Origin of the sequence: Streptomyces sp. NPDC087428 (assembly GCF_044744085.1) — a bacterium.
GTDB lineage: Bacteria > Actinomycetota > Actinomycetes > Streptomycetales > Streptomycetaceae > Streptomyces.
Window position 1 is genome coordinate 314682 of the sequence record NZ_JBIUXR010000007.1, and the last position, 20816, is coordinate 335497.

Below are 20816 nucleotides of genomic sequence, written 5' to 3' on the forward strand. Positions count from 1 at the left end.
ACCGGCCGGACCATGTGCGGGGCGTCTACATCCACGGCACCGTGGTACGGAGCCGTGGGTCGAGCTCGCCGAGTTCCAGATCGGATCGGTACGGCCGGTCGCTGAGGCGTTCGACTGCCTGGCGGAGTTGCGTCGGGTCCGCATTGAAGTCCTGAATCGGGAAACCGACGTACCTGATTCTGTTGAGAGAATGGGGAACCTCGTTCCCCTTCGCCGGAGCGAACCAGGTTCCCTTGATGCGAGGGCTGCTCTGCTGTAGCCGGACAACCAAAACCTTCTCCGCTTTCAGGACGCCGTGGTTTTTCGTACTGAAGACGTAGTTATCTAGAACTCCGAGGTGGGAGACGTGCTCCCAGGGAATTCGAAACGAGGGCCATCCGGGCTTGTCCACCGACAGGCTGGTGCCGTCGATGGACAAGCTTGCGTATTTTGCCCGAACATTCCTCGTGGAGACTCGCATGGCGAGCAGCACGGGCAGGCTCATCAGAAGGAGAACCGCCCCTTTGAAAGTGAACCCCGCGCCGATCGACGCACCGAAGAGTAGAAGCAAAAAGAGTGGGAGGCAGAACATGAGCAATGGGTTCGGGAGGCGCTTGCGCCAGCTGACTTTTGCCCTGAATCGTACTTCTGGTGGGCCGGGTGGGTGTGTGGGTGTGGGTGTGTGGGTGGTGGGGGGTTTTGTTTTGACTGGTCCGCGGGTGAGGACGAGGTTGCTGGCTGCGTTGACCGATCGGGCTTGGGGGCGGGGCAGGCCGGTGCTGTTCAGTTTTTGGTCGATGTGTTGGTAGATGTCGTCGAGGGTGTGTGCTTCGGGTTGGGTGAGGGCGCTCAGGAGGGCTTCGGTGAAGGCGGTGTGGTGGGCGCCGGGTGGGGCGTGTGAGGGGGCGGTTGCTGTGGTGGAGGTGAGTGTGTAGGTGCCGTTCAGGTCGAGTTGGCCGGCGAGGAGGGTGTGCTGGGGGCTCATGGCGGCTACGGCTCGGCCGGAGAAGCAGCAGTCGAGCACGAGGACCCTTGCCTTGGCGCGGGATTGTGCCAGTTCACGCTTGAGGAGCTGGAAGGGCAGAGCGGTGAAGCCGGTGCTCTTGTCGGGATCGGGGTCGGTGCCTGTGACGGCCAGGTGGAGAAGGCCGTTGTTGTCGAGCAGACCGTGGCCGGCGTAGTAGACGAGCAGCAGGTCTTCGGCCTCACGCCGGGCGGAGGAGAGCTCCCTGCCGATCGCACCTCGGTCGACCGGGGTGCCGTTTGCGCCGAGGACGCGGATGTGGTCCGGGGGGAGCAGGCCGCGTTCGCCGGAGAGGGCGTCCTTGAGTGCGTCGAGGTTGTTCCGTACGGCGGGAATCTGCTCCAGGCCGGGGGACTTGTAGTCCGATACGCCGATCAGCAGCGCACGGGAGGAAGCCCCGTCGGGCGTCCAGGGCTTGGACATTGCTTCAACTCTCCAACTGGTTCAGCGAGGTGCGCACCTTGTTGAATCTATGAACTCGGCGCTGTGGGCTTGAGTCGCGGGTCGAGGGCGTAGAGCTCCAGGTCAGATTTGCACGGCAGTCCGCTAAGGCGTTCGATTGCCTCCCGAAGCCACATCGGGTCGGCTTCGACATTCGCGACTTCGCAGCCGATGTGATCGATACGTTGAAGAGAAAGAGAAATTTTTCGGAATGGGCCCGCATGGAGGGAGGTGCTTCCAGGGGGAGGCGTGGCGGGCTGTCGTAGCCGGATGACCAGGAGAGCCTGCTCATTCCCCGCCCGGATTACCTTATTTTTGCCCTCGTAGGTGTAGTGGCGCAGTATGCCGACGTAGGAGACATGCTGCCAGGAGATCTCGCTCGGGGAAGTTTTGTGATATCCGATCTTCAGGCCGGAATCATTGATTTCCAAATATGTGCGCTTACTGAAAGCGCTCCAGAATGACAGCAGCGCGACCGGAAGGAGGAATACCATGAAGAGGAGAATTGTGAGGTCGTGCTTGTAGGCTCCGTAAGCACTTAATCCGCTGAGGAGGAGAAGTGCGGTGCCGATAATTGCGGGTACGATACGGGCTCTCAGGGTTCCGTTTCGGCTGAATCGTACTTCTGGTGGGCCGGGTGGGTGTGTGGGTGTGGGTGTGTGGGTGGTGGGGGGTTTTGTTTTGACTGGTCCGCGGGTGAGGACGAGGTTGCTGGCTGCGTTGACCGATCGGGCTTGGGGGCGGGGCAGGCCGGTGCTGTTCAGTTTTTGGTCGATGTGTTGGTAGATGTCGTCGAGGGTGTGTGCTTCGGGTTGGGTGAGGGCGCTCAGGAGGGCTTCGGTGAAGGCGGTGTGGTGGGCGCCGGGTGGGGCGTGTGAGGGGGCGGTTGCTGTGGTGGAGGTGAGTGTGTAGGTGCCGTTCAGGTCGAGTTGGCCGGCGAGGAGGGTGTGCTGGGGGCTCATGGCGGCTACGGCTCGGCCGGAGAAGCAGCAGTCGAGCACGAGGACCCTTGCCTTGGCGCGGGATTGTGCCAGTTCCTGTTTGAGGAGCTGGAAGGGGAGAGCGGTGTAGCCGGCGTGGCCGGGGTCGGGGTCGGTGTCCGTGACGGCCAGGTGGAGAAGGCCGTCGTCGTCGAGCAGACCGTGGCCGGCGTAGTAGATGAGCAGCAGGTCTTCGGCCTCGCGTCGGGCGGAGGCGAGTTCCCCGCCGATCAAGGCTTCGTCGACCGGGGTGCCGTTTGCGCCGAGGACGCGGATGTGTCCCGGGGGGAGCAGGCCGCGTTCGCCGGAGAGGGCGTCCTTGAGTGCGTCGAGGTTGTTCCGTACGGCGGGAATCTGCTCCAGGCCGGGGGACTTGTAGTCCGATACGCCGATCAGCAGCGCACGGGAGGAAGCCCCGTCGGGCGTCCAGGGCTTGGACATTGCTTCAACTCTCCAACTGGCCCAGCAGTGTGTGCACCTCCGCGATCACCCGTGCTGGATCCGCGGCCCGTTTGACGTCCACTTCGACGTGCCCCCCGTCCGGCGCCCGCACCGTGACCTTGATGTCGGAGCGCCGCTGGACCAGCCAGGTTGTCAGGGAGCGCGCCAGTACGGCGCCGGCGCCGCCCGATCCGAGAGCCACCATCAGAACGTCCATGGACGTGCCCATGTGGCCCGGTTCCGGAGCCTCGCCGTGCAGCGTCAGCCGCCCACGGAGTGCTTCCTCAAGGGTCAGCCATTCGCGTAGGGCGCGGAGGTGTTCCAGGGCCTCTGTTCCGGAGACTGTCAGCCTCAGCTCGGTGGACGTCGCATTCGTCTCAGACATGGGAATCATCCTTGCAGAACCCGTACTTCCCGTGGGCGGCTTCTGAAACGTTCGCGGCGTATGGGTCTCTCTACGCATCTTGCTTCTGCGCATCTTGTTCTGTGCACCTTGGGGGAGCTGCCGAGCTGGTCGAGCCGGCTTCCGGCCGATGCCCGGTGCGGCCGGGCGAAGCCCGGTGGAGCGTTCGGTCGAGGGCGCGCGCCGGATGAGGTCCGGCGCGGGGCTGCCCGGACATCGCGCTCGCACAAATCATGCAAGCGCGCTTGATTGTTCTTGTCCGTGGTGCCACGCTCGACGCTCCGGCCGGGCAGAAGCAGAGGGAGACCCATCGGATGAGTTGGCTCGCCCCACCCGCCCACGAGCGCGGCATCACCACCCTCACCCTCGACTCCCCGGCCAACCGCAACGCGCTGAGCGCCCCGCTCGTGGCCGCACTGACCGAGGCCCTCGACGCCTGCGCGACCGACCGGAGCGTCCGGGCGGTGGTCCTCACCCACACCGGCAACACGTTCTGCGCGGGCGCCGACCTGAAGGCACCGGCCGACCCGCATGCCTTCGTCGCCCTCATGCGACGCGTCGTCACCCTGCCCAAACCGGTCGTCGCCCGGGTCACCGGACACGTCCGGGCGGGCGGGCTCGGCCTGCTCGGCGCCTGCGACATCTCGGTCGCCGGACCCGACTCCTCCTTCGCCCTCACCGAATCACGCCTCGGGCTCGCCCCCGCCGTCATCTCCCTGCCCCTGCTGCCCCGCCTGGACCCCCGCGCCGCAGCCCGCTACTACCTCACCGGCGAACGCTTCGACGCGACCGAAGCCGCCAGGACCGGCCTCGTCACCCTCGCCGCCGAGGACGTGGACAAGGCGCTCGTACCGGTACTCGATGGACTGCGCAGGGCCTCGCCCCAGGGGCTGGCCGCATCGAAGGAGCTGGTCACGGCTACTGTGCTGGAGACTTTCGACCAGGACGCCGAAGACCTGATCGCACGCTCCGCCGCACTCTTCGCCTCCGACGGGGCACGGGAGGGGATGACGGCCTTCCTCGAACGACGGGACCCTGCATGGCGGCTCTGACACCCCCCAAACAGGACCGCAGCCGCGCCACCCGCCGCGGCCTCCTGGAGGCCGCGGTCTCCTGCCTGGCCGAACACGGCTGGGCAGGCTCCACCGTCTCCGTCGTCGCCGAACGCGCCGGGGTCTCGCGCGGCGCCGCCCAGCACCACTTCCCCACCCGCGAGGACCTGTTCACCGCCGCCGTCGAGTACGTCGCGGAGGAACGCTCCGCCGCCCTGCGCGCCCTCCCCGACCAGGATCGCGCCGAGGTCGTCGCCGCCCTCGTCGACCTCTACACCGGCCCGCTGTTCCGCGCCGCCCTCCAGCTCTGGGTCGCCGCCTCCAACGAGGAACAGCTCCGCCCCCGCGTCACCGAACTCGAAGCCCGCGTCGGCCGCGAGACCCACCGCATCGCCGTCGGCCTCCTGCACGCCGACGAGGACCGCCCCGGCGTACGCGAAACGGTCCAGGGCCTCCTGGACATGGCCCGCGGCCTGGGCCTGGCCAACGTCCTCACCGACGACACGGCCCGCCGCCGCCGCGTGGTGGCGCAGTGGGCCGCGATGATCGAGGACGCGCTGGGCGGCTGAGAGGGGGCGATGTCACAAGCCGGGCCACCGGTTCCGTCGTTCAGGGAAACGGCCTCCCGCAAGGGAGCACCGGGCACCACCGTTCCCCACCGAACCGAACGAATCGGAGACATCGTGTACGCCGCCTACCTCACGGTCACCATCCTCGGCGCCGTCTTCAACGGAGCCGCCGCCGTCACCTACCTGATCGGCCACGAATACCCCAAGACCCAGGCGGACATGAAGGGCATCCACCGCAGATGGGTGCCGGTGCTCGGGTCGCTGCTCGCGGCGGGCACCGTGGGCCTGCTCGCGGGACTCGCCGTCCCGCTCCTGGGCACCCTCGCCGCCGCCGGCCTCATCCTCTACTTCATCGGCGCGATCATCGCCCACCTGCGGGTGGGCTCCCGCGACATCGTGGGCGGCATCGTGTTCCTCGCCACGGCGGCGGCCGTCCTGGTGCTGGGGCTGCTCGACCACGGGGCCCGGTAGCCGCGGTACGGATATCCTGATCCGTCCTGAACACGCCAGGGAGGCCCCGCACCATGAGCAGCACCACGTCACCCTTTCCCGACCGGATCGAGCTCACGGGGGAGGGCCTCGTCCTGCGCGACTGGACGGAGACCGATCTGGCCGCGATGCCGGACCTGTTCGACCACGCCGACGTCGCGCACTGGACCCCGATCGTCTCGCCCTTCGACGCGGAGGCCGCCCGGGACCGCCTGGACAAGGCCCGGCGCCTGCGGGAGGAGGGCTCGACCATCCTGCTCGCGATCACCGTGGACGGCGGCGCCCCGCTCGGCGAGGTGATGCTGCGACGCGCCCCCGAGGGCACGGAACTCGGCTATGCGGTCGGCCCGGCCCACCGGGGCCACGGTCTGGCCGCACGGGCGGTACGGGTGATGGCCGCGTACGCCTTCGAGGAGCTGGGGGCGGAACAGGTGATCCTGGAGCTTGAGGCCGACAACGCCGCCAGCGTCGGGGCAGCCACGAGGGCGGGCTTCAGCCTGCTCGACGTCCCGCTGATCGAGGGCGAGGAGAAGGGGCGGCCCTACGTTCTACAGACGTGGGGCCTGGACCGTCCCTGAGGGTGCGGGGCGCGGCCCTATTGCGGCCCGCCGACGGCGAGCGCGAGCTTCCACAGGTTCTCGTCGATGAACGGCACTCCGCCGTAGCTGCCTCCCAGGTAGCGGCGCTCGTGGTTCTCGCCGGCGCGTGGTTTGAACTCGGACAGGGCGAACAGTCTCGTCTCCCCGTACCGGCCCTTCTCCACGAACCACACCTGGTCCCGCTTGAGGATGTCCTCGCCGTCGACACGGCAGAGCAGGCTGGCGTCGTGGGAGGTGAAGACGAGTTGTGCGCCGCGCGGGTTGGTCCTCGGCTCCTGGAAGAGCTTGATGAGCTGGGTGGTGAGCAGTGGGTGAAGGCTGGAGTCGATCTCGTCGACGACGAGCGTGCCACCTCGGCGCAGTACGGACAGAAATCGCGGGGCCAGCTCCAGCAGCGCCTTGGTGCCCGCGGACTGCTCGTGGAGTTCCATGCGGACTACGCCGGTGCGCCCGCGGTGGCCGATCCACGGTCGCACGGTCTCCCGCGGTCCTCGTTCCGCCAGCCTGGCGAGCTCACGCTGGGGTACCCGTCCGCCGTACAGCCGACGCAGGGCTTCCTCGTCCAGGACCTGACGTTCGGTGCCGTACGTCTCGATACCCAGGTCGGCGGAGCGCAGGAGAGCCAGGAGGCCAGGAGTGTCCCAGGCCGGTCCCGGCGTCCCCGGAGCGATTCCCAGTGGCGGGCGCATGCGGCCCTCGCTGAACTTCAGGCCTGTCGCGAACCAGTCGTAGACGGGGCGGAAGTCCTGCTGCTTGGAGCGTGCGGCCATGGTCAGGAACAGCACATTCGATTCGGTGATGTTCTCGACCAGTTCCAGTTCACGTCTGGCCTGTGTGTCACCCGGATTCACTTCGCCCTCGGAGCGCTCGAAGACCTTGCGCTTCTTACCGAGCGGGTAGCTGTAGAGCCATTCGTCGAGGACTTGCTCGTCGTCGATGCTGAAGCCGTAGGTGTAGCGCACCCCGTCCAGCGAGAGATCCACCACGTACCAGGACGGCTCGTCGGCAGCCGAGGCGTCCAGGCGGAACGCGCTGCGGGCGATGCCCCCACCGGGCTCCGCGTCGCGATGCGAGTTCAGGACCATCCCGGCCATGTACCCCAGTGCGCCCACGAGGTTCGATTTCCCTGCGGCGTTGGCACCGAAGAGGCCCGCCACGGGGACTGCGGCCCAGTCCGTACCCGTAGGACGGTCCGCGTCGTAGGCGGGATGAAGCTGGAGTTCTTGTTCCTCGCGGATCGAGCGATGGTTCGACATTCTGAAGTTCAGCAGCATCTGGACCCTCCCTTCACGGCAGTGGGGCGAGACCGGGCGAGAGCGTTCGACTCAGGGCGCCTTGAGGAGGTCGCGGAGTCCGGCGACGCGTTGGGTGACGTCGCGTTCGGCTTCGGCGGGCGGGGTGGCCTGGGTGTGGGTGGTGTCGGGTTCGGGGTGTCGGCAGGGGTGGCAGAGGCCGTCGGGGAGTGCTTCGGGGTGGCCGGGGGTGCCGCATTCGGTGCACTCCATCATCACGCGCCGGACGGGGGTTCCGGCGGGCGGCGGTGTGGGGAGTGCGGGCGGGATTTTGTCGTGGAGGCGGCGGCGGACGAAGCCGACGGGTGAGTCGACGCGGGCGGGGAGTCCGGTGGTGAGGGCGCGGGTGAGGTAGTCGGCGTTCACGCCGCGTGCGAACCAGCGCTCGGCCAGGGCTTCCAGGGCCGTGCAGTCGGCGGCGGAGAGCGCGAGGCGCGCGTCGGCCCGCCCGATCCCGGCCAGCGCGAGGTACGCGGGAGTGTGGGCGGGGACCGTGTCCCGCGCGGGCTGGTGCGCCGGTTCCCGTACGGGCACGGGGACCGGCTCGGGAGCGGGAGCGGGTTCGGGGGTCAGGTGGTTCGTCCACCATTCGTTGTCGTGGGCGGTCCGTGACCAGTAGGTCCGGAACACCCACCGCACCTGGTCTCCGGCGCCGACCGCGCACCGTACGCGCCGCAGGTGTCCGGCCACCGACAGCGCGGTCAGGGCGGAGCTGACGGCCTGCTGCCCGTACAGCGGGATCTGTTTGGCGAGGGCCTTCACGCTCATCGTGGCGCCCTCGGGCAGCCGCTCGATGAACGCGGCGACATACCGCTCCCGCAAGGGCAGCGAGTCGAAGTCAGCCGCGCTGGAGGAGAGTTGCTCCGGAACGGATCGCTTGCCGTAACCGGGACGGGCCATCGGGTACGGGGGCGACACTGCGGACGCGGACACGGCGGGACTAAAGTGCTCAACAGCCACGAGATCGGGTCTCTTTCGATCTTGGAGGTCAGACCCCGGCCGGTGTGGGAACACCGCGTCGGGGTCGTTCAGTTCTCGCACCGTAGACAGTCGCCACGCACCGTCGCAAGCTGTCACCATTAGTCATACTTGCTGGCCGTGACGGGTCAGGGAGGTCAGGAGGGTCTTCCCAACCACCCTTCTTTCCCCGCCGGTTAAAAGAAGACGCTCGAACCTCGCAGCTCGAATCTCGCAGCTCGAATCCCAAGCCCCAAGACCCGGGCCGACCTGCCCCTCCGTACGCTCGAACGAGTGAACCGCCCCTCCCGAAGCCCGGGACCCGAGCCCCGAGCTGCGAGTTTCGAGCCACGAGCCTCGTGGCCGGGACGCCCGGCGGCAGGGCACCCGTACAGATTTCCTGTACGAGTGCGCCGAGGCGTGAACCACGGACAAGGGTGGGAGTGGGGACCGTATGCACCCCAGTAATCGGCAGCGCAAGAACGCCTCGGCCATGAAACTCGTGGGCAAGCTGCTCGGCCTGTTCCGCGTGGCGGCGGGGCTGACGCAGGCCCAACTCGCTGATGCGGTGGGAGTGCAGGTGGAGACGATCGCCTCCATCGAGCAGGGCCGCCGCTCGCTCCTCCCGGATCTGGCGAGCCGGCTGGACCAGTTGCTGGAGACGAAGGGCGCGCTGGCCACGGCGGTGGAGAACATGCCGGAGATCGACCTCGTACCGGCATGGGCCGAGCAGTACATGGACCTGGAGCGGACGGCGCTGGCCCTCTCCTGGTACGACAACCAGGTCCTGCCCGGACTCCTCCAGACCGAGGCCTACGCTCGGGCGGTCTTCCGCAACCGGGTCCCCGTGTTCAGCGAGGAGAAGATCGCGATCCAGACCGCTTCCCGGCTGGAACGCCAGGAGATCCTGCACCGCAGCGAACCGCCGACGATCAGCTTCGTCATCTGGGAGCCGGTAGTGAGGCTTCAACTCGTTGACGAAGAACCGCATGTGGAGCAGCTCCGCCATCTGCGTAGGTGTGGAACGCTGCCAGGGGTCAGCCTTCAGATTCTCCCGCTGAGCCACCGGACCCATGCCGCGCTTGCCGGCCCCTTCATCCTGTTGGAGACACCCGACTTTCAACAGGTCGCCTACTCCGAGACCCAGCGCGGCAGCCTGCTCGTCGCTGACCCTGATGAGATCAGCATCCTGGCCCAGAAATATGCGATGCTGCGAGCTCAGGCCCTCAGCCCCGCCGACACCCTGGGCCTGTTGGACCGTCTGCTGGGAGAGCAATGAGCACTGCACGCGCGTGGTTCAAGTCCAGCTACAGCAGCGACGAGGGAGGCGCCTGCCTCGAAGTCGCCTACGAGTGGCGGAAGTCCAGCTACAGCGGCGACGAGGGCGGCCAGTGCCTCGAAGTCGGCTACGCCTGGAAGAAGTCCAGGCACAGTGGCAGCGAGGGCGGCGCCTGCGTCGAAGTCGCCGCGCACCCCGCCGCCGTACACGTCCGCGACTCCAAGCACCCCGAGGGCCCGGAACTCGCCCTCCCGCCCGCCGCCTGGGCCGCGTTCACCGCACACGTGGGCCGCTGAGCACTGGGGGCGCCGTGGGGGACTGCTTCAGTCGATCGTTGTCCCTTGTCAGGTGGTCGCACACGGTGGGTCGTAGGGCAGTTCGGGAACGTACCGGCTCCACTGCTGTCGGCTCAGGGCGCCGGAACTCGCTGCGCAGATGCGGTTGATGGCGGACTTGGCTCGTAGGTCCCAGAGCGTGGCCACACCGTCGTCCGTGGTGGCGGCCAGGGTGTGACCGTCCGGGCTGAACGCCAGAACGGCGACGGCTCCGGTCTCCACGGTCAGCGGCCGGCCGATGGTGGTGGGGCGGTCGGGATCGGTGACGTTCCACAGGTTGATGGTGCCGCTGTCGGTGGCGCCTGCCGCTGCGAGCGTGTGCCCGTCCGGGCTGAACGCCACCGACCACATGCTGCCGTCGGGCACGGTCAGGGGGCTTCCCCTGCGCGTGAGGTGGTTGGGGTCGGTGGCATTCCACAGCGTGATGGTGCCGCGGCTGTTCCCGGTGGCGAGCGTGCGGCCGTCCGGGCTGAACGCCACCCAGGTGCTGGTGCCGGTCGGCTGCTTGATCGGCTCCCCGATGCGGGTGCCGAGGTCCGTCGTGCTCCACAGTCCGACGGTGCCGTTGCTGCCGTCGCCGCCGGCCGCCAGCATCGTGCCGTCGCGGCTGAACGCCAGGGACTGGACGGACGCGGTGCCCGAATTGGAGATGTTGGACGGGTAGGCGGGGTTTGCGGGGTCGCTGATGTCCCACAGGGCGATGTGGCCGAGCTCGTTGTCGCCGGCCGCAGCCAGGGTATGGCCGTCGGGGCTGAACGCCAGGGAGAAGATGAGCCCGTCCGCCCCGGTGAGGGTCTTGGGGATGCGCACGGGATGGCTGGGGTCGGTGGTGTTCCACAACGTGACGGTGCCGCCGCCGTCGCCTGCGGCCAGGGTGTGCCCGTCCGGGCTGAACGCCACCGCGTCGACCGGGTGCTTGGGGCCGGTGAGCGGATCACCTTGGGGAGCGGGGTTGTTCGGGTCGGTGGTGTTCCACAGCGAGACGGTGGCGTTCTGGTTTCCGGCGGCCAGGGTGTGCCCGTCGGGGCTGAACGCCACGGATGCCACATTGCCGCCGGCGCCGATGATCCGGGTCGGCGGCAGATGCCACAGATCGACGTTGCCGTCGGTGTTCCCGGCGGCGAGGGTGCGGCTGTCCGGGCTGAACACCACGCTGGTCACCGAGTCACCGGGACCGGTCAGCGGCCGGCCCAGAGGGCCGATGGTCCTGGGGTGGGTGACGTTCCACAGATGGATGGTGTGGTCGGCGCTTCCGGCGGCCAGGGTGTGGCCGTCGGGGCTGAACGCCACCGACATGACAGGCCGGTCGGGACCCGTCAGCGGCTTGCCCAGGGGGGTGAGGTGGCCGGTGTCGGATACCTTCCACAGACGGACCTTGCTGTCGCCGGTGCCGGCGGCCAGGGTGCGGCCCCCTGGGCTGAACGCCAGGGAGTCGACGCGCTGCCCGACCTTCAGGGTCTTGCCGATCTGGCCGGGTTGGGCCGGGTCCGTGGTGTTCCACAGGCTGATGGTGCCGGCCTTGTCGTTGCATGCGGCGGCCAGGGTGTGCCCGGTGGGGCTGAACGTGATGCGATCTGAGTAGACATCTGGGCACTTCAGGTTCAGGGGCGCCTTCGCGGGATCGACGTGGTCGGGGCGGGTGACGTTCCAGAAGCTGATGAGTCCGGCGTGCCATTCGGCGGCCAGGGTACGGCCGTCGGGACTGAACACCAGCGACTCGACGGCGCCCATGGCGTCCAGGCCCTGGATAGCGGGACTCTTCAGCCGGCCGAGCCCCACCGGGTGACTGGGGCTGGTCAGGCTCCACAGGTCGACGAATCCGCCGGAACCGTTGTCGCCGTTGTGGTTGGTGTGGCCACCTACTGCCAGCACTCGGCCGTCCGGGCTGAACGCGAGCGACAGGATCGAATCGACGGAACCGTCCATGGGTACGGGTCGGCCCAGCGACACCGGACGGCCGGGATCGGAGACGTCCCACAGCCGGACGAGGTTCTGGTAGACGTTCCCGGCAGCCAGCATGTGCCCGTCGGGGCTGTAGGCCACGGTGTACACCGCGCCGCGCGGGCCGGGAAGCCGGGTGGCCAGCGGGATGTTCTCGGTCGAGATGAGCCGGGACGCCGCCTCCGGGGTCGGGTCCATGCGGTGCGCGGTCAGCGCGAGTTGAGCGGACAGTGAGGGATCGCTCTGTGCCAGTTGGACGGACGTGGAGGCGACGGCGGCGTTGACGGCCTTGTCGCGGGAGCGCAGGGCATCGGTGGCGGAATCCCGGGCGTGGGACTCCTGCCGGAAGGCGAACACGGCTGCCATCGAGGCGAGCACGGCCAGGGTGGTGATGGTGGCGACCGCGGCGCGCCGGAGCTGTTGCCCGCGCCGCTGGTGGTGGCGGGCGGCCGCCAGGAAGGCCCGGTCGACGGCACTGAGCTCCGGCCCGTGCGTGTCCGCCCAGGCGAGGGCGGTCTCCAGGCGGATGCCGCGGTACAGCGCGGCTGCCTCCCGGCCCGCCTGCTCCCAGAGCGCGGCCGCCTCCTCCAGATCCTGTCGTACGAGGTTCCCGCTGCGGTCGTGCTGGATCCAGTCCTGCAACAGGGGCCAGGCGCGGATGAGCACCTCGTGTGTCATCACCACCGTGTCCTGGTCCCGGGTCAGCAGCCGGCCACGGGTGAAGTCGTCCAGCACTCTGACGGCCGCGTCCCGGTCCGGCGCGTGACGCAGCAGCTCCTCGTACCGGACGCGCCGTCGGCTGTCGTCGGCGTCGCGTCCCACGATGACCAGCCGCAGGAACACCCACCGCGCGGCCTCGTGGCAGGGCAGCGGCAGAGTGTCGTAGAGCCGGTCCGCCGTGTTGGCGATGGCGCCCTGTATGCCGCCGGTGACGCGGTATCCGTCCACCGTGAGCGTGTGGCCGTGGCGCTGCTGCCAGGTGGCCCGCAGTGCGTGTGCGAGCAGCGGCAGCCGGCCCGTGGCGTTCCTGCCGAGCGGTCTGCCGACCGCGCCCAGGTCCGCCAGCAGCACCTCGACCAGGCCCTCTTCGACCGTGAGCCCCACGTTGCCGGCCGGGCGGCGGATCGCGTCCTTGAGTTCGTCCTCCGTCATCGGCTCCAGCAGGACCGGTCCGGCCCGGAGCGCCGCCATGAGCTGCGGATGGGCCGTGCACGCGGCATAGAAGTCCGCGCGCACTCCCAGCACCACGACCGCACCGCCCGTGGGGCGGGCCAGACGGTCGAGCACGTCGATGAGCCACTTCCGTTCGGCCTCGTCGTTGCAGGCCGTGAAGATCTCCTCGAACTGGTCGACCACGACGACCAGGCCCGCCGAGGGGGACTCCCCGGCCTTGGTGATCTCGCGCAGCTCGGCAAGGCACCGTGCGGGATCGGCCCGCCACTCCGGTGCCGTGCGCAGGGCGGTCTCGGCGTCGAGCCCGGCAGCCGTCGCCAGCGCCAGGGCCGGGGTCGCCGTCGGGGTCAGCAGCAGCCGTGGCCAGGCGCTCGAACCCGCCACCGGGAGCCGGCCGGCGTCCAGGGCCGGCAGTACCCCGGCCGACAGCAGGGACGACTTCCCGGCGCCCGAGGGGCCGATCAGCACTAGGGGGCCGCCCTCACGCAGCCGGGCGTCCATCCGCTCGCACACGAGGTGAACCATGCGCTCACGGCCGTAGAACCACTGCTTGTACTGCCCGCCGAACGGGGCCAAGCCCGGGTACGGGCACAGCACTTGGTCGGAGCCGGGGCCGGGCACGGTTCTGCGCCCCTCGTCGCGGTGATGAAAGTGGAGGTCGCGGCCGACCTGGTAGATGTCGCCGCCGTCGGTCGTGCTCGCCTCCAGGTGTTTCGGCTGCCAGAGGGGTGGCCCGTCCGGGGTCGGGGCCCCGGTGCCGCGCTCCGTCATGCCTCTCCGCCCCTGGTGACGGTCATGTCCCGGCCGGCCAGGAACGCGTCGCCGTCGGAGACGTGTGCCTCCAGCGTCATCGAGCCCGTGATCTGCTGTTCCGGGGTTCCGGCGGCGCTCAGTTCCTCGCCGAGCAGCGCGCGCAGCTCGGCGACGGCGTCCGGCCGCGTGGCCAGGAGCCGGATGATGCGGGCCTGCCACTCGGCGACCAGGAGCCCCTGGAGTTCCTCGCCGCCCCCCGTCCGCCGCGCCTCCAGCAACTCGCCGCGCGCGTCCGTGAGTTCGTCATCGACCCGCTCCGGGTGCGCGGACCGCCACAGCGACAGGACCGAGGACCTGACCGCGGCCCAGCCGTCCGTCGTCAGCAGATCGATCAGGCGCGCCGCGGCCGCCGATGCCAGGCCGGCGAGTTCCACACTCGTCTCCATGTCTTCTCCTTGTCCCCTACCGTGCGTGGGCCGCGATCGCGGTCATGGTCAGGTGGGAGGCGATGAACACGTGGTCGCCGCCCACTGCCCACATGAACCCGACGTCCGGCTGTCCGGGGTCGTTGTATTTCCACCGGGCCCTGCCGGTGGCCGCGTCGATGGCCCACAGCGTCTTGGCGCCGTCGGTGGCGAAGACGGTGTCGGCCGAACACTGCGCGCCCTTGCCGCCCAACCCGGAGGAGGCGGTGAATGTGTTGGCGCCGCCCATGTCGTTGGCCCCTTCGAGCGTCGCGACCCACTGGATCGTGCCGTCGGCCGTGGCCAGGGCGGCCAGGTCACTGCCGACCGGTACGAAGACGGTCGCGCCGTCCGGGCTGGAGAACGGGATGCCGATACGGACCTCGTCCCCGTTCTTCGCGTCGAAGCGCTGATGCCACTTCTCGCTGCCCGTGGCCGCGTCGACGGCGAACAGTTTGTTGCCGTTGCCGCCGGCGAAGAGGAACAGCCCGTCGGCGTAGCACGTCAGCGGCCACCCGGGGGAGAAGTAGTACGCGTCGCGCTGCACGGAGACGTTCCAGCCGCGCGCGCCCTTCCGGCCGGCGTCGATCATCTGGACGCGGCCGGGCTTCTCGCCCGGAACGGCCGAGGTGGCCAGCAGGCGGGAACCGGAGGGCGGCACGAGCACGTTGTTGATGTCGGTGCCCTTGACCCGCCACAGTCCCTTCCCCGTCGCGGCGTCGAACGCACGGATATATCCGGTGCTCGGATCCTTGTCCGAGGACGACTTCGATATGTCCGTCACATTCCCGCACACGTACACGGTGTTCCCCGCGGCCGCCACATAGTGGCTGGAGTACATCGTCAGATGCTTGCCGCCGCCGGGCTCGGCGTCGGCCATCTTGGTCGCCCACTTCACCTTCCCGCTGCCGGCGTCGAACGCCGCCAGCAGGCCTGACTTACTCGGTGTGTCGCAGAGCAGGTAGAACACTCCGTCCGCGTACGCCGTCGGGTACGTGAACATGCTCGTGCCGTACTGGTTGGTCGTGTTCAGCTTCTGGAACACGGAGTCCCCGGTCTCGGCGTCCAGGAAGGACGTGGCGGCGTCCGTGACCACCATGACCACCTTGTCGGACGCCTCCAGGCAGGTGGGAGCGTTCTTTCCGGTGCCTGACCAGGCCTTGGTGGCGTCGGGGCCGTCCAGGACGATCTGCGCCGGCCCGTCCGTCGAGGACGGTGACGCGGAGGAGGCCGACGGGGAGCGGACGCCTGACGGAGAGGGCGGCCGCGAAGTAGAGCCGGCCCGGCCGTCGGGCGCCGGTGACGAGTCGCCCGAGAAGGCGAGTGCCGCCGCTCCTCCGCCGAGTACGGCCACGCCTCCGGCCAGAGCGATGATCAGCTTCCGGCGGCTGACACCCGGGCCGGCGGTCGCCGCCGGCGGAGGAACCGGGTCCCGGGCGCCGCCCCCGGCGGACACCGACCCCACGGCCGCGGCCGCGGCGGCCATGTCGGCGGTCACCGCCGGCGGCAGCCAACTGCCCTGTAGGGCAGGCAGGTTCTGATGCCGCAGGTAGTCGACGAGCTGTTCGGCGGTGGGACGGTCCGGCGGGTCCGGGTACAGGCAGCCGCCGATCACGTCGCGCAGCGACACCGGGAGGGCGCCCGTGTCCGGCTCGTCGCCGCAAGCCGCGAACAGCACGGTCGACCCGAGGTCGAACATGTCGTCCGTCGGCGCGGGCGCCGGGCTCGCGGTGGCTCCCGCCATGCCCAGGGCGGTGATGCGGGGCCCGTCCATGGTCAGCAGTACCGAGTCCGGGGTCACGCCGCCGTGGACCGTCCCGGCCGCGTGGAGCACGGCCAGGGCCTGGGCGAGGCCGTCGGCGAGCATCCGCAGAGTCGGTTCGGACAGCGAGCCGTGCCGGTCCACCGCCTGCCGGAGCGGCACTCCGGCGGTGAACCGGGTCGCCAGCCACGGAACCGGCGCGTCGGCGTCGGCATCCACCACCGGTACGAGGAAGGCACCGGACAGCGCCCGTGCCGCCTCGACGGCGGCCCCGAACCGGTCCCGGAACCCCGGGTCCGCGGCGAGTGCGGGCCCCACGACCGTGACCGTGACGAGCAGCCCCTCGTCCGTGCGGGCCGAAAAGACCTCGTTCCCGCCGACCGCGCCCTGTCGTGCGAGCAGCGTGTACGGCCCGATCCGGTGAGCACCGTCCGCTCCGGGATGATTCATCGTCCGCCCCTCACGCCGGCCTGATCGTCTGGTCACGGGCCGCCTGGTAGGCGTTGCCGCCGCCGGACACATGGGCCGTCATGGTCATGGACGGCTCCGCGGCCGGTGCCGCGCCGCGCCCGGGTCCGGTCGCGGCATCGGTACGGGGCAGGAGATCGGTCACCGCGTCGCCCAAGTGGTCCAGCCCGTCCGGCAGATGGGTCTCCGGAACGCGGAGGAACTGCAGGCGCGCCAGTTGCGCGATCTCGGCCGGCAGCGCCGAGGCGTCGGGCAGCGTCGTCGCGTCACCCAGAAGGACCGGGACGACGCGGTTTCCCGCCCGCAGAGCTGTCGCGATCTCCAGCCGGACCCAGTCGTGAGCCCGGTCCAGGAGCCGCACACCGTCCTCGCCCCGTGCGTCGAGCCACCCCGGCCCGATCAGTACGCACATGAGCTCGCACTCGGCGGCCTGCCGCCGCAGGATCTCGGCGTAATCGGCCCCGGGCGGGATCGACTGGCCCGACTTGAAGATCTCGGCGGCACCCAAACGGTCGGACAGCGTGCGGTAGACGCGGTCCCGCATCCACCGGGAGTCCGCTTTGCGAAAGCTGAGGAAGATGCGCGGCACAATTGCCCCCTCTCTGACGAGCCTTGACGTCAGGATCGTGCTCACCCCGGGTGCGGAGTACACGCTCGGCGCCTATTCGCCGGGGATTGAATAGCGGCCGCGAGGCTCCGTACGCTGGCGGGTATGGATCCGGCGGACAGCGCGGCAGGGACGGTCCCGGCAGGGAGGCCGGCCGGCACGCCGCTGCCGCCGGGCGACTTCGGGGTCGTCCTGGCCACACTCCGTGCACGTCAGGGGTGGAGCGTGCGCGAGTTCGCCCGCCGCGCGAACGTGTCCGAAGGGCAGATCTGCAACCTGGAGAGCGGGCTGCGCAACCCGACGCCCGCTGTGGCGGCGGCCTGCGACGCGGCCTTCGGCACCGGCGGGGAACTCGTCGAGCTGGCCGGGTCCGGCCGCCGCGCCGCCCGGGTCGAGGACGTCGTCGAGGCCGGTCCCGTGGTCGCCGGATACGAGCGGGTCCTGTGGGACCTCAAGGACATCGGCAGATCCACCGGCCCGAGGTTCGTCACCGCCTCGATGAAGTCGATCACGCACATCCTGACGGACGCCGGACCGCACGCCGTCGGCGAGCAGCGGGCCGAGATCTGGCTGCTGGCATCGAGGTTCGCCGAGTACACGGGGTGGATGGCACAGGAGGCGGGGAATCCCGCGGAGGCGTTGCGCTGGACGAACCTCGCCGTCCGCTGGGGCGCACAGGGCGGGGACGAAACGGTGGCCGCGTACGCCCTGGTCCGCAAGGCGTTCATCGCCCAGCACCGCGGTGACACCGATGCGGCGATCGGATTCGCCGACCGGGCGGCCGGGCACCCGGCGGCCACCCCGGTGATCCGCGCGCACGCCGCGCGCCGCGCGGCCCAGGGGCACGCGCGCCGTGGCGACGCGGTGGCCTGCCGGGAGGCGCTGGAGCGGTTCAGCAGCCACGCCGCCGAGGTCATCGGCCACCGGACCCCTCACTGGGGCCCGCGCGTCGAGAACGGCAACCCCCGGCTCGTCGAGGCGTCCTGCATGCTCAGCCTCCGCCGCTTCGAGCTGGCCGCCGACCTCTTCGCCGCCGAGCACCGGCCGGCCGCCCCGGCGGACAGCAACTCCCAGGCCCGCTTCGCGGTCCGGCAGGCGACAGCCCTGGCCGGGGCCGGCCGCCTCGACGGCGCCTGTCAGATCGTCGAGGCCACGCTGCCCGTGATCAAGCGCATCGACTCGGCCACCGTCCGCGCGGAGCTGGGCCGTTTCGTGGAACAGGCCCGGACCCGCAGAGCCAGCACGGGCCAACTCGCCCTCATCGAAGCGTCGGCGGACCTCGCGAGCGGCTGACCGCCGAGGGCGACCGGCCGCCGAGGGCGACCGGCCGCCGAGGGCGACCGGCCGCGCATTCCGGCGTCCTGGGCCGAACGGCCGATGCGCGCACGGGCGCCCGCTCGTTAGGATCCGTCGCCGAGCACCGGCCGGCCCACGGCCGGTCCGCGCCCGTCAGGAGGCCGTCCCATGCCCGCCAACGCCGCGGCGCACGTACGCATCGCCCGTCCGTCACGCGATCTCCGGGCCGCAGAACGCTTCTGGGTCTCCGGGCTCGGGCTCGACATCCTGTACCGGCACGAGGCCGACGGCACGCCGGGCCGGCACGCGTTGCTGATGGTCGGCTGGCCGGACGCGGCCTGGCACCTGGAACTCGTACACGACCCCGCCGCCCCCACCGAACCGCGCCCCACCCCCGAGGACCTGCTGGTCGTCTACCTCGGTGAACCGGTGCCGGACACCCTCGTGGAGCGGCTCGAACTGCACGGCGGCAAGCGGGTACCCGCGCACAATCCGTACTGGGACACCTGGGGCGTGACGGTCCGGGACCCGGACGGATATCTCCTGGTGCTCTCCACCAGGAACTGGTCCAACTCCTAGGCTCCGGACGGGTGGAGCCGCTCACGCCCAGGAGGTGGGATTCGCCTCTCGGGGCGGGCATCGGCGTCCGGGCGAGGCGGCCGTCAGCGAGGGCGGGCCCCCGGGTCAGGAGCCGCCCGCCAGCATGATCAGCGCGATGACGCCGAGGCCACCGAGCACGATCGGCCGGAAGCGTTGCGCCGGGACCCGCCGGAAGACACGGTCACCCATGGCCCAGCCCAGCGGCAGGCCCAGTACACCTGCCGCGGTCAGGAGCAGCGCGGTGGGGGAGACGTGTCCCAGCGCGACGAAGATGGCGACCGCGACCACGTCCTGGCCGCAGAAGACGGCCTGCAACGTCGCCCGGTAGCGGCGGGGTTCGAGCCCCTGCAACGCCAGCACCAGTGGAGGGCCGTTCATGCCGGTCGAGGTGAGGAGTCCACCGCTGAGGAAACCGGCTGTCCACGTCGTGACGTTTCCCTCGGGAAGCCGCACGCCGAACGACAGCAGCCCGACCAGCACCAGCAGCGCGACACCGATGAGCAGCGAGAGGGTGTGCTCGTCGGAGAGGGCGAGTGCGATCAGGCCGAGCGGCATGCCGAGGACTCCGGCGAGCGTGAGGCGCCTGGCCTGCCCGGTATCCACGTGGAGGCGCTCGCGCCGCCAGGAGCCGGCGGTGAGGACGAGGCTGACCGTGGTGGCCGCGACGACCGCGGTCACCGGGTCGACCACGAGCGTGAGGAGGGGGACGGCGACCAGGGCGGCGCCGAAGCCCGTCACGGCCTGGGCGAGCGCGGCCAGCAGGAAGACGCCGACGGCGGTGACGGCGAGGGGCAGGAGGTCAGTCATCGGTCGCCGGAGCCATTCGCTGCTCGTCGTCACGGACGACGCCGTCGAGGAGCTGAACGTGCGGGCGCACGGGGACTCCCCTCTCCGCCGGGCGGACGGCAGTGCGGTGGGCTTCGGAGCGTTCACCACAGGGGCGGGTGCACGGTGAACGCATCTGAGGGTATCCCCGTCAATCGGTCGGCACGGCTGCGCGGACGGTCCCCGGAGGAGTCACTGCGTGCGGGGCGCGGATCACGGAGTCACGCCCTACGACCCGCACACCGGCGCCCGAAGGCGGCCGGCCACCGGCCGGGCATGTCGTCGAAGACGAGATGCCCGGCGCACGGGCGCGGAAGCGATGGTCAGTTGGTCCAGAGGACCGGGCTGTCGCTGTACGCGTCACCCTCGTCGAACGAGGCGGCCGTGATGGGCGTGGTCTTCGTGGCGCTGAGCGAGCAGGTCTCGTACGAGGCGCCCTTGGTGGTGAAGTCGCGGGGTGCCGTCTCGTTGTCGCACTTGCCCGGGAGGTCGCCGATCAGGACGATGCCCGTGGGGCCGCGGTCCTCCAGCTCGCCGCGCAGCTTCAGCGACGCGTACGCCAGGTCGGTGCCGCCGACGTTCTCGACCTTCATCCGGATGTAGTAGGGCGTCATGCCCTTCGCCTTCGCGCCGAATCCGGCCATGTCGGCCTCTGCGCCCTTCTCGATCGCCGTGACGGTCACGGCGATGGTGCCCTTCTTCTCGGTCCCGTACGTGAACGGCAGAACCGCCTTGTCGCCGATCTTGAGCTTCGTGCCCGGCGCGGTGGTGTCGCCCCCGGCCGGCGCCGCACCGTCGTCGCCGGTGCTCGCGGAGGGGCTCTCGCTGCCCGGGCCGGACGATGTCGGGGCGGACGCCGAGGGCGAGTCCTGCGCCGACGACGACGAGTCCTCGTCGTCATTGCAGGCCGTGAGCCCGAGCGCCATGGTGCTGAGAGCGACCGCGAAGAGGATGCGTCCCTTGTGCGTCAATGTGACCTCACTGGCAGTGAGGGCTGCCCGAGAGGACAGCCCGTACGTTCAACGACTGGACGGCGCGACGACGGCAAACCGTCACCGAAGCGCGCCGCGACGCATCCCAGAGTGCG

The 20816-nt window shown here is 70.0% G+C and carries 19 protein-coding genes; 8 read left to right on the forward strand and 11 right to left on the reverse strand.

Annotation, left to right across the window (positions count from 1 at the left end; genetic code table 11):
* Positions 1 to 25: 25 nt before the first annotated feature.
* Genes ACIO3R_RS17430 through ACIO3R_RS17440 form a run of 3 tightly spaced genes read right to left on the reverse strand, consistent with a single transcriptional unit; the run spans position 26 to position 3250 of the window.
* The gene (locus ACIO3R_RS17430; protein WP_402106475.1) at positions 26 to 1426 is read right to left on the reverse strand and encodes a caspase domain-containing protein; all 1401 of its coding nucleotides are present in this window, start codon (positions 1424 to 1426) and stop codon (positions 26 to 28) included.
* Between the two features lie 47 nt (positions 1427 to 1473).
* The gene (locus tag ACIO3R_RS17435; RefSeq protein WP_402106477.1) at positions 1474 to 2865 is read right to left on the reverse strand and encodes a caspase family protein; all 1392 of its coding nucleotides are present in this window, start codon (positions 2863 to 2865) and stop codon (positions 1474 to 1476) included.
* Positions 2866 to 2869: 4 nt separating this feature from the next.
* On the reverse strand, positions 2870 to 3250 hold the full coding sequence (locus ACIO3R_RS17440) for a hypothetical protein (RefSeq protein WP_402106479.1): 381 nt from the start codon (positions 3248 to 3250) through the stop codon (positions 2870 to 2872).
* Between the two features lie 332 nt (positions 3251 to 3582).
* Between ACIO3R_RS17440 and ACIO3R_RS17445 the strand changes: the two genes are divergently transcribed.
* From ACIO3R_RS17445 to ACIO3R_RS17460, 4 genes are all read left to right on the forward strand, one after another.
* Entirely contained in the window at positions 3583 to 4320 is a 738-nt protein-coding gene (locus tag ACIO3R_RS17445; protein WP_402106482.1) for an enoyl-CoA hydratase family protein, read from the forward strand.
* Positions 4308 to 4889, forward strand: coding sequence for a TetR/AcrR family transcriptional regulator (locus ACIO3R_RS17450; RefSeq protein ID WP_385029334.1), 582 nt, complete (start codon positions 4308 to 4310; stop codon positions 4887 to 4889). Before ACIO3R_RS17445 ends, ACIO3R_RS17450 begins: the two co-directional genes overlap by 13 nt.
* Positions 4890 to 5003: 114 nt before the next feature.
* Entirely contained in the window at positions 5004 to 5360 is a 357-nt protein-coding gene (locus ACIO3R_RS17455) for a DoxX family protein (protein ID WP_385029336.1), read from the forward strand.
* Positions 5361 to 5413: 53 nt separating this feature from the next.
* Positions 5414 to 5956: a GNAT family N-acetyltransferase gene (locus tag ACIO3R_RS17460; protein ID WP_385346774.1), complete on the forward strand. Its 543-nt coding sequence runs from the start codon at positions 5414 to 5416 to the stop codon at positions 5954 to 5956.
* Between the two features lie 17 nt (positions 5957 to 5973).
* On the opposite strand, the gene ACIO3R_RS17465 is transcribed toward ACIO3R_RS17460, so the two are convergent.
* Both ACIO3R_RS17465 and ACIO3R_RS17470 read right to left on the reverse strand, forming a co-directional pair.
* Complete coding sequence (locus ACIO3R_RS17465; protein WP_402106485.1) at positions 5974 to 7251, reverse strand: ATP/GTP-binding protein; 1278 nt, start codon at positions 7249 to 7251, stop codon at positions 5974 to 5976.
* Between the two features lie 51 nt (positions 7252 to 7302).
* Positions 7303 to 8229: a MarR family transcriptional regulator gene (locus ACIO3R_RS17470; protein ID WP_402106487.1), complete on the reverse strand. Its 927-nt coding sequence runs from the start codon at positions 8227 to 8229 to the stop codon at positions 7303 to 7305.
* A gap of 490 nt (positions 8230 to 8719) precedes the next feature.
* Between ACIO3R_RS17470 and ACIO3R_RS17475 the strand changes: the two genes are divergently transcribed.
* Together ACIO3R_RS17475 and ACIO3R_RS17480 are read left to right on the forward strand one after the other, a co-directional pair.
* On the forward strand, positions 8720 to 9505 hold the full coding sequence (locus ACIO3R_RS17475) for a Scr1 family TA system antitoxin-like transcriptional regulator (RefSeq protein ID WP_385029435.1): 786 nt from the start codon (positions 8720 to 8722) through the stop codon (positions 9503 to 9505).
* Complete coding sequence (locus tag ACIO3R_RS17480; protein ID WP_385029347.1) at positions 9502 to 9801, forward strand: DUF397 domain-containing protein; 300 nt, start codon at positions 9502 to 9504, stop codon at positions 9799 to 9801. The genes ACIO3R_RS17475 and ACIO3R_RS17480 overlap by 4 nt, the downstream gene beginning before the upstream one ends.
* Before the next feature lie 48 nt (positions 9802 to 9849).
* Here ACIO3R_RS17480 and ACIO3R_RS17485 read toward each other — a convergent pair whose 3' ends face one another.
* The 4 genes from ACIO3R_RS17485 to ACIO3R_RS17500 are packed head-to-tail and all read right to left on the reverse strand — an operon-like array spanning position 9850 to position 16990.
* The gene (locus ACIO3R_RS17485) at positions 9850 to 13725 is read right to left on the reverse strand and encodes an NACHT and WD repeat domain-containing protein (protein WP_402106490.1); all 3876 of its coding nucleotides are present in this window, start codon (positions 13723 to 13725) and stop codon (positions 9850 to 9852) included.
* The gene (locus tag ACIO3R_RS17490) at positions 13722 to 14153 is read right to left on the reverse strand and encodes a hypothetical protein (protein WP_402106493.1); all 432 of its coding nucleotides are present in this window, start codon (positions 14151 to 14153) and stop codon (positions 13722 to 13724) included. The genes ACIO3R_RS17485 and ACIO3R_RS17490 overlap by 4 nt, the downstream gene beginning before the upstream one ends.
* Positions 14154 to 14169: 16 nt before the next feature.
* A complete protein-coding gene (locus ACIO3R_RS17495) occupies positions 14170 to 16383 on the reverse strand; it encodes a PQQ-binding-like beta-propeller repeat protein (RefSeq protein ID WP_402106496.1) in 2214 nt (737 codons plus the stop codon).
* A gap of 10 nt (positions 16384 to 16393) precedes the next feature.
* On the reverse strand, positions 16394 to 16990 hold the full coding sequence (locus tag ACIO3R_RS17500) for a toll/interleukin-1 receptor domain-containing protein (protein ID WP_402106498.1): 597 nt from the start codon (positions 16988 to 16990) through the stop codon (positions 16394 to 16396).
* Positions 16991 to 17113: 123 nt separating this feature from the next.
* On the opposite strand from ACIO3R_RS17500, the gene ACIO3R_RS17505 reads away from it, so the two are divergent.
* Together ACIO3R_RS17505 and ACIO3R_RS17510 are read left to right on the forward strand one after the other, a co-directional pair.
* The gene (locus tag ACIO3R_RS17505; protein WP_402106501.1) at positions 17114 to 18301 is read left to right on the forward strand and encodes a helix-turn-helix domain-containing protein; all 1188 of its coding nucleotides are present in this window, start codon (positions 17114 to 17116) and stop codon (positions 18299 to 18301) included.
* A 171-nt stretch (positions 18302 to 18472) separates the two neighbouring features.
* Positions 18473 to 18883: a VOC family protein gene (locus ACIO3R_RS17510; protein ID WP_402106503.1), complete on the forward strand. Its 411-nt coding sequence runs from the start codon at positions 18473 to 18475 to the stop codon at positions 18881 to 18883.
* 105 nt (positions 18884 to 18988) lie between these two features.
* Here the strand turns inward: ACIO3R_RS17510 and ACIO3R_RS17515 are convergent, their stop codons facing one another.
* Together ACIO3R_RS17515 and ACIO3R_RS17520 are read right to left on the reverse strand one after the other, a co-directional pair.
* Positions 18989 to 19711 carry a sulfite exporter TauE/SafE family protein gene (locus tag ACIO3R_RS17515; RefSeq protein ID WP_402106506.1) on the reverse strand — a complete coding sequence of 241 codons (723 nt, stop codon included), beginning with the start codon at positions 19709 to 19711 and terminating at the stop codon, positions 18989 to 18991.
* A 341-nt stretch (positions 19712 to 20052) separates the two neighbouring features.
* Positions 20053 to 20700, reverse strand: coding sequence for a hypothetical protein (locus tag ACIO3R_RS17520; protein WP_385029392.1), 648 nt, complete (start codon positions 20698 to 20700; stop codon positions 20053 to 20055).
* Between the last annotated feature and the right edge of the window lie 116 nt (positions 20701 to 20816).